General features: G+C 45.9%; 10 protein-coding genes. 2 read left to right on the forward strand and 8 right to left on the reverse strand.

The annotated features are described in order from the left end of the window. The first annotated feature begins 76 nt into the window (after positions 1-76). Together MKY97_RS16460 and MKY97_RS16465 are read left to right on the forward strand one after the other, a co-directional pair. A complete protein-coding gene (locus MKY97_RS16460) occupies positions 77-997 on the forward strand; it encodes an ArsR family transcriptional regulator (RefSeq protein ID WP_342551423.1) in 921 nt (306 codons plus the stop codon). A 52-nt stretch (positions 998-1,049) separates the two neighbouring features. Further along, on the forward strand, positions 1,050-1,811 hold the full coding sequence (locus MKY97_RS16465; RefSeq protein WP_342551424.1) for an HAD family hydrolase: 762 nt from the start codon (positions 1,050-1,052) through the stop codon (positions 1,809-1,811). Positions 1,812-1,914: 103 nt separating this feature from the next. On the opposite strand, the gene MKY97_RS16470 is transcribed toward MKY97_RS16465, so the two are convergent. The 8 genes from MKY97_RS16470 to MKY97_RS16505 all read right to left on the reverse strand — a co-directional run bounded on the left by MKY97_RS16470 (position 1,915) and on the right by MKY97_RS16505 (position 12,857). Next, entirely contained in the window at positions 1,915-4,215 is a 2,301-nt protein-coding gene (locus tag MKY97_RS16470) for a DNA topoisomerase 3 (protein ID WP_342551425.1), read from the reverse strand. Positions 4,216-4,341: 126 nt separating this feature from the next. Continuing rightward, positions 4,342-4,809 carry a Fur family transcriptional regulator gene (locus MKY97_RS16475; RefSeq protein WP_342556364.1) on the reverse strand — a complete coding sequence of 156 codons (468 nt, stop codon included), beginning with the start codon at positions 4,807-4,809 and terminating at the stop codon, positions 4,342-4,344. A gap of 401 nt (positions 4,810-5,210) precedes the next feature. Continuing rightward, a complete protein-coding gene (locus MKY97_RS16480) occupies positions 5,211-6,698 on the reverse strand; it encodes a glutamate synthase subunit beta (protein WP_342551426.1) in 1,488 nt (495 codons plus the stop codon). A 612-nt stretch (positions 6,699-7,310) separates the two neighbouring features. Continuing rightward, positions 7,311-7,799: a dihydrofolate reductase gene (locus tag MKY97_RS16485; RefSeq protein ID WP_342551427.1), complete on the reverse strand. Its 489-nt coding sequence runs from the start codon at positions 7,797-7,799 to the stop codon at positions 7,311-7,313. Between the two features lie 87 nt (positions 7,800-7,886). Then, positions 7,887-8,681 carry a thymidylate synthase gene (thyA, locus tag MKY97_RS16490; RefSeq protein ID WP_342551428.1) on the reverse strand — a complete coding sequence of 265 codons (795 nt, stop codon included), beginning with the start codon at positions 8,679-8,681 and terminating at the stop codon, positions 7,887-7,889. A 280-nt stretch (positions 8,682-8,961) separates the two neighbouring features. Next, a complete protein-coding gene (gene lpdA / locus MKY97_RS16495; RefSeq protein ID WP_145331519.1) occupies positions 8,962-10,377 on the reverse strand; it encodes a dihydrolipoyl dehydrogenase in 1,416 nt (471 codons plus the stop codon). A gap of 3 nt (positions 10,378-10,380) precedes the next feature. Further along, positions 10,381-11,703: a dihydrolipoamide acetyltransferase family protein gene (locus MKY97_RS16500; RefSeq protein ID WP_342551429.1), complete on the reverse strand. Its 1,323-nt coding sequence runs from the start codon at positions 11,701-11,703 to the stop codon at positions 10,381-10,383. Positions 11,704-11,879: 176 nt separating this feature from the next. Further along, on the reverse strand, positions 11,880-12,857 hold the full coding sequence (locus tag MKY97_RS16505; RefSeq protein ID WP_111271698.1) for an alpha-ketoacid dehydrogenase subunit beta: 978 nt from the start codon (positions 12,855-12,857) through the stop codon (positions 11,880-11,882). Positions 12,858-12,946: the final 89 nt, after the last annotated feature.

The following is a 12,946-nucleotide window of genomic DNA, read 5'->3' on the forward strand; positions in this document are numbered from 1 at the left end:
CGCCCGGTAAAACAAGCCATAATAGTACATAAGTCGCTGTGTATATCTAGATGTGACGGGAGGATTCTGCATCATTATGACTTATCACGTTAAAATTGATGTCTCACCGATATATGAGATGCTAAACAGCTTTCTGGTCTATGTAACGAAAAAGTGGATTCAGCATTTGGACATTGGTCCTGAATGGATTCTGGACGTTGAAGGCAAGCTAAGTTCCAACGTGCGAGCTGCGCTTGCACCGGCCGCGGCTTGGCCTTTTGACGACTTTGATGTCCTGTTTGCCTGGGCAGCCTATCAGAATACAACTTCAGAGAACCAGGATTTTTTGGACATGCTCGCAGGGCTATCACCTGATGAACTGTTTGCGCGCATATCTCCGTTAATGCCTGAACTTACTATAGAAGAATCAACGCGCATTCGGAACAGCTACGTCCCATTACTGCGACTATGGGATCAGCACTACTGCCAGACAATTAGCGAGGATCACCGCGTATGGCTTGAAGAAGACGCTGAAGAAAAGCGCATTCTGCTTGAAAAGATGGGTTCTGAACTGTTAATTGAATATGCGACTGCAGGTGTAATTGTTGAACCGATGCCAGGTTTGAACGAAGTCATATTATTTCCGACCGTGCATAACCGTCCAATTAACATGTACTGTTTTTATGAGGGCATGATGATTATGCAGTATCCTGTAGATGCGCCTGAAGAGAGCGAAGATGAGCCGCCAACGTGTTTGCTGAGGTTCACACATGCTTTGGCTGATCCCGAAAGACTTCGTTTGTTAAGATATGTATCGGATGAACCAAAATCTCTCGCGGAGATGTGTGAAGAGCTTGGCAAAGAGGAAGATCCTGTGAAGGATCAAGTCATGGCCCTTCGCATTGCTGGTCTGCTGCGAACCCATCTACTGGGAAGCAACCGCAAAGAAAAATACAGCATTCGGCCGGATGGCGTATCTGAATTGAACATGTTTCTGGAATCCTACATTCGCATCTAAGTGATGTGATAGTGAATGACCTGCAGTAAGCGCAGCAAGGAGTGAGCGAACGATGGCTTTAACCAAACAGCATATTTTATTTGATCTCGATGATACACTTGTGTACTGCAACAAATACTTCAATCTGGTGCTGGGAGAATTTTTTGAGAACATGCAGCAGTGGTTCGATGGACATGCTCTGACCACACAGCAGATCCGGGAGAAACAGCTCGAAATAGATGTTACCGGCGTGAACAAAGTGGGTTTTGCGAGTCATCATTTCCCGCAATCCCTCATTGATACGTATCGATATTTCTCAAAAAAGTATAACCGAGCAACATCTGCTGAAGAAGAGACGTACTTGAGCAAACTGGGTATGAGTGTTTACACCCAGGAAGTTGAACCTTACCCGCATATGGTCGAGACTTTGGAGGAGCTGAAGTCCGCCGGGCACGCTCTCTATTTGTATACTGGCGGGGAAACGGTCATCCAGCAGCGAAAAATTGATCAAATGAAACTGTCGATCTATTTTGACGACCGAATCTATATACGACAGCACAAAAACATACAAGCATTGGAAGGCATCCTGTCCAAAGGACCGTTTGAGCGGCGTGCAACATGGATGATTGGCAATTCTCTTCGCACAGACATTATGCCTGCCGTGAACGCAGGCATTCACAGCATTTATATTAAACAGCCGAATGAGTGGCAGTATAACATTGTTGAGCTGCAGCCGAACCCGGAAACCTCGATGTATACGATCACAGCTCTGGAAGAGGTCCCCAAAGTCATCCATGAGGATCTACAGCTAAAGCAAAAAAGAACCCTCGGTTAAAAGAGTTCTCCTATAATAGAGAAACCCACTCTCCTGTAAAATGTGCCTGAAGTAAGGGACATTTCACCTGAGTCAAGGGTTTCTTTTTTTATACAGCTTGGAATCAAGCTTCCTGTTTCTCGCCGGATAACTGCCCTGTGACAGCATCCTTCAAAATAATACGTGCTTTCACCGTACTTCCATCCTTGCGTTTGAACGAGAGAACCTGCGTACTGCCCTTCTCAATCAAAGATTTCAGCATAGTGCTTGTTATTTTTTTGCCAGCATATTCTTTCCAGACCACGAAAGCACAACCTTCTTTGAAACGGGAGCAGCCATATCCCTTCTTGCCTTCGATAATATGCCCACTACAGCCAGGTGAAGGACATGAAGCCAGAACTTCACGCGCTCCGGAACGTGTATTTGCTTCAGCTGTTGTACGTTTACCGGAGTCTGCATTTGCAGCGGATGGCTTGGTCGTTCTGGTACCACCGGCAGGAGAACTGCCTGCTTGGCTGCGGGCCGCTCTGCCTTTCCCTCTACCTTTGCCTCCCCGTGCGTCTTCACCAAAAGCGTCGGCAGCAGCAGGAGCCTGCACACGAACCTTTTCAATAATAGACAGCGTGAATTTCTTGACGTTTTCCATGAACTTGTCCTGTCCAGCTTCACCTTTGGAAATTTGATATAATCTGCGTTCCCACTGCCCGGTCATCTCAGGCGAAGTCAGCAGGTCTACTCCAGCACGACGAATGAGTTCAATCGCTGTTCGGCCTTTGAGTGTCAATTGCATTTTCTTGCCCTGCATAGTGATATAACCTACGTTTTTGAGACGTTCAATCGTAGCTGCGCGTGTAGCCGGTGTTCCTAGTCCGCTGTCTTTCATCGCATCACGAAGCTCTTCATTCTCAATCTGCTTCCCTGCGCTCTCCATTGCCTTGAGAAGCGTTCCTTCGGTGTAACTCTTCGGAGGCTGGGTTGCTTTCTCTTTGAACTCACTCTTCGTACATTGAACAGGCAGGTCTGGCTGAACAGCAAATGCTTTGTCTGTCCATTCCTCCGCATCCTCTTCTTCATTGTTGTTTTTCTTGCTTTTTTTCCTGCCCGAAGCGCTCTGCTCCGTCTCATTTGCACCCAGCACCACTTTCCAACCGATCGATAACAATTCCTTAACGGACGTTTTGAACTGGTGTTTTTCAACTTCCGTCAACACCGTATGCTGCTTGTATTCAGCCGGAGGATAGAAATGGGACAAGAAACGCCGCACAATCAAATCGTAGATGTTCTGCTCATCCTTGGATAGTGTGCCTGGCCGTTTCAGAGTGGGCAGGATCGCGTGGTGATCCTCTACCCTGCTCGGATTGCATACCCCTTTATTGTTTTTATGCACCAGTTCTGGTTTGGCTCCCAAAGCAAGCTCGCTGTACGTTCCATTTTTGAGTAAGTTCAGCGTTTTGTGCATACCTTCGATGTTCTGTTCGGTTACATAGTTGGAATTGGTACGCGGGTAAGAGATTACTTTATGTTTTTCATATAAAGCCTGCGCGATGTCCAACGTTTTTTTAGCTCCGTAACCGTACTTTGCATTCGCCTCACGCTGTAGAAGAGTGAGATCATACAGCCTGTAGGGATAGTCTTTCGTTTGTTTGGCTTCATATTTGATAATCTGCCCTGTCTTCCCCTTTACACTTGATGCAATCGCTTCGGCTGCTTCTGCATCCGTGAGTTTGTCCCCCTGACGCACCCCGCGGTATTCTACACCTTCCTGCCTGAACCAGGCCGCGACTTCATAGAACGTTTGGGACTGAAAAGCCTCGATCTCCATCTCGCGATCATAAATTAGCGCCAGTACAGGTGTCTGCACACGGCCCACTGACAAAAGCGCATTGTGTCTTGTTGTAAACGCCCGGGATGCATTCATGCCAATCAGCCAATCCGCCTCACTTCGTGCACGGGCAGCATGCGTCAGATTCTCGAATTCGGCAGCATCTTTAAGTCCATCGAACCCGCGCCGAATACTCTCTGCCGTCAGATCGGATATCCACAGGCGTTTTACAGGCTGACGCAGTTTTAACTGCTGCTGTATAAGGGCAAAAATATACTGCCCCTCCCGCCCGGCATCACAAGCGTTAACAATCGCCGAAGCCCGCTTCGCTAAATCTCCAATGATTTTGAGTTGGTCTTTGGTCCGCGGATTCGGTACGATTTTGAACTGATCCGGGATAATCGGCAGGTCCGCAATGTTCCACCGCTTGTATTTCGAATCATAGGCATCCGGTTCAGCCAATCCAAGCAAATGCCCAATCGCCCAGGTGATAATATAATGCTCACCCTCCAAATACGTGCGATTATTTTTGGCTTTTGGTTCTATGACGGCGGCAATGGTTCTACCCATGTCGGGTTTCTCCGCGATAACCAGTGTCTTCATCCGTCCATCTCTCCTCCTTCACCGCCTCGTATGACGGCAAAAAGGGGCCTTCCGCCGACGGAAGCCCCTTGCTTCTGAAACTTATTATATCAGATTTTGGATTCAAGAGCACCTACCCGGCTTGAATTAACCAACGGCCTGCTCATCCAGCTGCTGTTTTGCTCTGCATTCTCTGCATACACCTTGAAAATCAAGCCGGTGATCGGTAACAGCAAATCCGTACTGACGCAGTACCTGCTGTTCCAAACGGAGCAGCCCGTCTTCCATAATCTCTTCTACGCTTCCGCATTCCGTGCAGATCAAGTGGTGATGGTGATGGGAGCCGTCGGTGCTCCGCAGATCAAAGCGAGCAGCTCCATCACCAAAGTTGATTTTCTCAACCACTTGAAGATCACTTAACAGTTCCAACGTACGATATACGGTTGCCAGTCCAATTTCCGGAAATTTTTCTTTGACCAGCAAAAATACTTCTTCCGCGCTGAAATGATCTTTCTCATGCTCAAGCAGCACACGTACTGTTACTTCACGCTGCTGGGTTAACTTATATCCTTTATCAACCAATTGGTTTTTTATTTGTTGAATTTGCTCTGAAATGGACTTGTCCCGGTTACCTGCCATGCGGGTGCACCTCCGTTAAAATTTCATACTTATCTTTACTTAAACGTATCTTCATTAATATACTCAGATCGTATTCATTACTCCGTTTTGTATTAAAGTTCGATTTGCGTCGATATCATTACTTCTTCTTATTTATAATAATTATAATCTAATAATAAGTCTTTATCGTATAAAAAGCAATGCTTTCAATCACAATTTCACATATAATGGAACACTTTAAGAGTGTTAACGTGATTCATTTTGAAAAAAGCACAGCAAATAACCCTCACATCTGTGAGGGTTATCAGTTCACTTTATTTATGGAGTTAACATTTCATCATATAAACAAAATAATGGCAGTAGAGAATACGTTGGGCTGCATCATTCGTTCAATAGGCCTAAGCCAGAACTGTTGCACCCATCAAATATTTATCCACTTCACGAGCGGCTTCGCGGCCTTCATTGATAGCCCATACGACCAGACTTTGACCACGACGCATATCACCTGCGGCAAATACTTTATCCACGTTCGTGTTATATTTGCCATAACGTGCTTTCACGTTTGTGCGGCGATCTGTTTCAAGTCCCAGCTGCTCAACCAGCGTTTGCTCCGGTCCGTCGAAACCAATCGCAATCATCGCCATCTGAGCAGGGAATACTCGCTCAGTACCCGGGATTGGCTGATAAATTTTGCGGCCTGTCTCATCTACAATACGCTCGATCTGAATCGTATGCAGTTCTTTGAGATTGCCCTCGTCATCACCCACAAATTTGGTCGTCATAATGGAAAATTCACGCGGATCTTGACCAAACAATGCTTTGGCTTCTTCTTGTGCATAATCCAGTGTATATACGTTCGGGAATTGCGGCCAAGGGTTATTAATACGGTCACGTTCCAGCGGCGCTTGAGTATGGGTACCGAATTGCGTAATCGTACGGCAGCCGTGGCGCAGCGACGTCGCAACACAGTCAGAACCCGTGTCTCCGCCCCCGATTACGATTACATCTTTATTCTGCGCAGAAATATAGTTTCCATCCTCCAGGTTGGAGTCCAGATAACTTTTGATACTTCCATTCAGGAAATCCATTGCATAGTGCACCCCGTTCAGATCTGCACCTTCAATGTTGAACTCACGCGGTTTAGTTGCGCCGCCGCACAGAACAACAGCATCATATTCGTCAACAAGCTGCTGAGCCGGGATATCTTTTCCGATCTCTGTATTCGTAATAAACTGGATACCTTCGGCTTCCAGCAGATCTACACGGCGCTGCACCACTTTTTTATCCAGCTTCATCGTTGGAATTCCGTACATCAGCAATCCGCCGACGCGATCAGAGCGTTCATACACCGTTACCGTATGTCCTGCTTTGTTCAATTGAGCTGCTGCTGCAAGTCCCGCCGGACCTGAACCAACTACAGCTACACGTCTGCCTGTGCGTTTCTCCGGTGGCTGCGGAACTACCCAGCCTTCTTCGAATCCTTTTTCAATAATCGCTTCCTCAATCGTTTTGATCGTTACAGGCTGACCAATAAGCCCTACGGTACATGATCCTTCACAAGGCGCTGGACAGATGCGGCCTGTGAACTCCGGGAAGTTATTCGTTTTGTGAAGGCGCTCCAGCGCTTCCTTCCACAAACCGCGATAGACGAGATTATTCCATTCCGGAATCAGGTTATGAACCGGGCAGCCTGACGTACCACCAGTCATATCTATTCCTGTATGGCAATAAGGGGTACCGCAATCCATACATCGTGCACCTTGTGTTCTGAGCTCTTCCTCAGCCATATGTTTATGAAACTCTTCCCAATCCTTGATGCGCTCCGCCGGCTCTCGATCGGCAGGGAGCTGCCGCTTATATTCCATAAATCCAGTAGGTGTAGACATCTTACGTTTCCCCCATCCGTTCTTGTCTTAATCCCTTCATGCGCATGGCTCTATATGAAATGGATTACTCTTTTTACCTGAGTTTTTGTTTGTCTATTGTAACACAAAATCTACTCAAAGATATTTCAATTATAGTAGCATTTACGACGGTGAATATTAAATGGATTATCCGCATAATTATTTGTATTTTATACATCATATCGTTCACTATAACGTGTGGTCAATAGCTTAAATTTGGTCTTAAATCACAACATGCCGCCTGCTTCCAGACGAAAGATACGAATAAAAACCAAAATAACGTCACATAAATGTTAGATAAATTATCATTAAAACCAAAGTTTTTAGTAAAAATGCTGCCTATACCCGTAAAACAAGGTTAATTTAAAGCTTCACAACGTTGAATCCCGACAGCTTTTAGACTATTTGACCATTTCGCTTAGAATGATCCCCTCAATTTCATGCAGTATTATCCAAATCATGTGTTACATACATGTTATATGTATACCCCTGTTGCATTCCCATCTCATACGAACAAGAAAAGACATCGTTCACGAGTACACTCGCAAAGGATGTCCTTTCAATCTAATACAAATTACTATTTTCTGTCCAAATTTACTTTTTTCGCTCGTAGAATTCAAATGTGAAAGGATATATATTCTTCTCGTCCTGCTCACCTTCGATTTTCTTTTTCAGTTCCCATTCTGACCAATCCACTTCGGGAAAAAACGTATCTCCCTCGAACTGCTCATGAATTTTGGTTACGACGAGCCGATCTGCAAACGGCAAAAACTCCCGGTACACCTGAGAACCTCCAATTACGCAAAGCTCTTCACCCTGAGCTGCCTTCAGTCCTTCTTCGATCGTATGTACGATCTCCGCCTGTTCCGCTCTGTAGTTCAAGTCCCGGGTTACAACAATGTTACGACGCTGAGGAAGGGGCTTACCCCCAAACGACTCCCACGTATTACGCCCCATAATAATCGTTTTGTTTATCGTTTGCTGCTTGAAGAAAGCCATATCTTTTGGCAATCGCCAAGGAAGAGCGTTGTTATGTCCGATCACGCCATTCTCTCCCATGGCCCATACTAGTTCAATACTCAAAACCTGCACACCCCTTTCATTTGAATCCGTCACACCATCACTGCTTGATTCTCACCCTTCACGGATAATCGCTCTCGCACATAATGATTAAACTGCAATTGGAGCTTTGATCCCTGGATGGTGCTCATAATTTTCAAATTCAAAATCTTCGAACTTGTAATCAAAAATGGAATCAGGCTTACGTTTAATCACCAATTTAGGTAGAGCAAAAGGTTCCCGTTCCAGCTGTGTTTTCACCTGCTCCACATGATTGGAGTAGATGTGTACATCTCCACCAGACCAAATGAAGTCACCCACTTCCAGATCACACTGCTGTGCAATCATATGAGTCAGAAGCGCATAACTGGCAATGTTAAATGGCAAACCGAGGAACGTATCCACGGAACGCATCGTCAGCATACAGGATAATTTACCCTCAGCCACATAAAACTGAAACGCGAAATGACAAGGTGGTAATTTCATGTTGTTAATCTCCGCTACATTCCACGCACTCACCAAGTGACGACGGGAATCCGGATTATTTTTAATAGAATCAACAACAGCTGCGATCTGATCTATTTTTTCCCCGTTCGGCGCTTCCCATGTACGCCATTGTGAACCGTACACCGGTCCAAGATCACCGTTCTCATCCGCCCAGTCATCCCAGATCTTCACTCCGTTTTCTTTCAAATAGGCAATATTCGTATCACCGCTCAAAAACCAAAGCAATTCGTGAATGACCGATTTCAGGTGAATTCGTTTCGTCGTAACTAACGGAAATCCGTTGGACAAGTCATAGCGAAGCTGTCTGCCAAACACGGATTGTGTTCCTGTTCCGGTACGATCGCCTTTGTGCACGCCGTTATCCAATATATCTTGTAATAAATCGAGATAATTTTTCATTGTGGTATCTCCTCGCATCTCTATATATGTTGCACACTCATACCCGACTGGGCCGCAGACTTCTTGAGTCTGATCATTTTATTAGTTTACCATAAATACTGCTCATGATGGCAAGAGACTAGAAACCTGTTCAAACCTGAGGAGCGCCACAGCAATCTATCATCAAACCCCACTCTAACCCAATTAAAACATATCAAAAAAGAGACGAACAGCACTATTGCGCTATTCGCCTCTTTTGAAATTACATATAATGCCGGACGAATCCGATGCTTTGATGATCTTAGCGGGAGATGATGTGGATCGGGTGACCCATTACCAGTTCCGCTGCTTCCATCACGATTTCGCCCAATGTAGGGTGAGCGTGAATAGTCAGCGCCAGATCTTCCAATGTTGCGCCCATTTCGATCGCAAGACCAAGCTCAGCAATCAAGTTGGAAGCTTCCAGACCCACGATTTGGCAGCCCAGTACAAGACCGCTCTCTTCGTCAGCAACGATTTTCACGAAGCCTTCAGCATGGTTCAAAGATACAGCACGGCCGTTACCCGCATAAGGGAATTTACCTGCTTTTACTTTGTAACCTTTTTCTTTAGCTTCTTTCTCCGTATAACCTACGCTGGAGCACTCAGGATCTGTGAAGACAACAGCTGGCATACATTTGTAGTCTACTACAGATGGTTGTCCAGCAATTGCTTCTGCAGCCACTTTACCTTCATAAGAAGCTTTGTGTGCCAGAGCCAGACCAGATACGATATCACCGATTGCGAAGATGTGTGGAATGCTTGTGCGACCTTGGTGGTCAACTTTAACGAAACCACGCTCGTCAACGTCAACACCGATCATGTCCAAACCAAGTTCTCCGTCTGTATTAGGACGACGTCCTACAGTAACGAGCAGGTAATCTGCAGTTACTTCTTTGGACTCACCATTTACAGAATATTTAACAGTTACATCTTTATCCGTTTGCTCAGCGCTTTCCGCTTTTGCACCCGTTACGATTTCGATGCCTGTTTTCTTCATGTTTTTAGCTACAAGGCTGGTCATGTCTTTATCGAAACCTGGCAGTACTGTATCCAAACCTTCGATAATTGTTACTTTAGCACCGAATTTGGAGTACATTTGACCAAGCTCAGCGCCGATATAACCGCCACCGATTACGATCATGCTTTTTGGTACTTCAGGCAGGTTCAATGCTTCTGTGGAAGACAGAATGCGTCCGCCAAACGGGAAAGGTTTCAGTTCGATTGGACGGGAACCTGTTGCAATGATTGCATTTTTGAACTTGTAACGTGGTGATTCGTGATCGTTAAATACACGAGCTTCGTTTTCGTTGATGAACATGCACTCACCGTTGAAAACTTCAACTTTGTTGCCTTTGAGCAAACCAGCTACGCCGCCAGTCATTTTCTTAACAACGCCGTTTTTGAATTCTTGCGTTTTAGCAAAATCTACTTTTACGTTCTCAGCGGAGATACCGAAAGCATCGCCGTGAAGAGCAGACTCATATTGATGTGCAGCAGAGATCAGAGCTTTGGATGGGATACATCCGCGGTTCAAACATACGCCGCCCAGTTCGGATTTGTCTACGATCAATACGCTTTGGCCCAGTTGTGCAGCACGGATGGCAGCTACATAGCCGCCAGGTCCTGCACCAATTACTAATGTGTCGATATTGAGAGAAGCGTCGCCTACTACCATATCTTACACCTCCATAACAAGCAGCTCAGGGTTAGCAAGCAGCTGTTTAATGTAATTCATAAAGTTTTGTGCTGTTGCGCCATCGATGATACGGTGGTCGAAACTCAAGGACAATGCCATTACAGGTGCTGCAACAACTTCGCCGTTTTTGATAACCGCTTTTTCACTGATGCGTCCTGTACCCAGGATTGCAACTTCTGGGAAGTTGATGATCGGAGTGAAGAACATACCGCCAGCAGAACCGATGTTACTGATGGAGATCGTGCTTCCTTTCATTTCGTTCGCGCTCAGTTTACCATCGCGTCCACGAGCTGCCAGATCACGGATGGAATCAGCGATCATCCAGATGGATTTGCGATCAGCATCTTTGATTACAGGAACGATCAGGCCGTTGTCTGTATCTGTAGCGATACCGATGTTGTAGTATTTTTTGTACACAATTTCATTTGCTTCTTCATCAATCATTGCGTTTAACGCCGGGAATTGACGGGAAGCAGCAACCAATGCTTTAACGATGAATGGCAGGTAAGTAACTTTTGTGCCTTTTTTCTCTGCAATTGGTTTCATGCGAGTACGGAATGCAACCAATTCAGTTACGTCCACTTCGTCCATGATTGTAACGTGCGGTGCAGTGTAAGCTGATTTAACCATTGCATTGGAGATCGCTTTACGGATACCTTTGAATGGTACGCGCTCTTCTTCAAGGCGTTGATCAGCTGCTGCAGCTGCAGGTGCTGCGGATTTTTTCTCTTCTTGAGCCGGAGCTTCGGAAGATGCCGCTGCGGAAGAACCGCCACCATTTTTGAAGGATTCCACATCTTCTTTGGTTACTTTACCGTTGTTACCAGTGCCGTTAACCTGAGCGATGTCTACACCCTGCTCACGAGCAAACTTGCGAACGCTTGGCGTAGCCAAAACGTCTTTTGCAGGAACTGCAGGAACGCTGTTGCTGCCGCCTTCTTGAGCAGCATTGGAGCTTGAAGCTGCTGCAGAAGAACCGCTAGTGTCTGCTCCGCCTTGCGCTGCGTCTTTCTCTTGTGCACCTTGGTCTTCAGCAGGAGCGTCGTCTTGCTCAGGCAGTTCGCCTTCTGCATCGATAACTGCTACAACTTCACCAACGTGGCAGATTTGACCGTCTTTAGCGAAAACTTCAGTTACAGTTCCGTTTACCGGACAAGGAACTTCAACAACCGCTTTGTCGTTCTGTACTTCCATGATGATATCGTCGTCAGTTACTTTATCCCCAACTTTGATGTGCATCTTGATGATTTCGCCTTCGTGAAGGCCTTCGCCCAGTTCAGGGAATTTATATTCAAATTTAGCCAACTGAAAAACCTCCTTGATTATTTGCTCAATCCTGAAAACAACCCTTAGCTCCAAAAACTAACTGTTACTGCGAGTGCAAATAACTGTCAATCAAGGGGCTAATGGCTGTTTACAGTGCAGCGTGCGCTGCGATGTGAATCACCATACTGCGCCTTGCGGCATGTCAGATGATCGAATTAGAAGTTCATAACTTTGTTAACCGCAGCAACGATACGTGCCGGGTTAGGCAGCCATGTATCTTCGATTTGTGCAAAAGGATATACCGTATCCGGACCAGCTACACGCAGTACCGGTGCTTCCAAGTGCAGGATTGCTTTTTCATTGATTTGTGCAATGACTTCAGCAGCAACACCTGCGCTCTTTTGAGCTTCTTGTACAACAATTGCACGGTTTGTTTTCTTAACAGAAGCAACAACTGTATCGATATCGATCGGGCTGATCGTGCGAAGGTCGATAACTTCAACTTTAATACCTTGTTTTTCAAGCTCTTCTGCAGCTTTTACAGAAGTATGAACCATCATACCGTAAGTAATGATAGTAACATCAGAACCTTCACGAACAACGTTCGCTTTACCCAATTCAACAACATAATCTTCTTCAGGCACTTCTGCACGGAATGCGTGGTACAGGTTCAAGTGTTCCATGAAGAATACTGGATCGTTGTCGCGAATGGAAGCGATCATCAGACCTTTTGCATCGTAAGGGTTAGAAGGAACTACCACTTTAATACCCGGAGTTTGCGTGAGCAAACCTTCCAGAGAGTCTGTGTGCAGTTCTGCCGCTTTAACGCCGCCACCGAATGGTGTACGGAATACGATTGGAGAATTATACTTACCGCCAGAGCGGAAACGCATACGAGCAGCTTGAACGACCATTTGGTCAAGGGCTTCGAAGATAAAACCAACGAATTGAATCTCAGCTACCGGACGGAAGCCTTGAATACCCAAACCTACAGCCAAACCGCCGATTGCGGATTCAGCCAGCGGTGTATCAAATACACGCTCTTCGCCAAACTCTTTTTGCAAGCCTTCCGTTACACGGAAAACGCCGCCTACATTACCTACGTCTTCACCGAAAAGCAGAACGTTAGGATCACGTTTCAGCTCCACGCGAAGCGCATCACGAATTGCTTCTTTCATGTTCAATTGTGCCATTTGCTTCATTTCCTCCTTAAACATTGACAGTTCACATTTGAATTCATACATGTATACCGAGACACCAGATCAGGCGCCGGATGTTTATG

The sequence above is a fragment of the Paenibacillus sp. FSL R7-0652 genome, from assembly GCF_038595045.1.
Lineage (GTDB): Bacteria > Bacillota > Bacilli > Paenibacillales > Paenibacillaceae > Paenibacillus.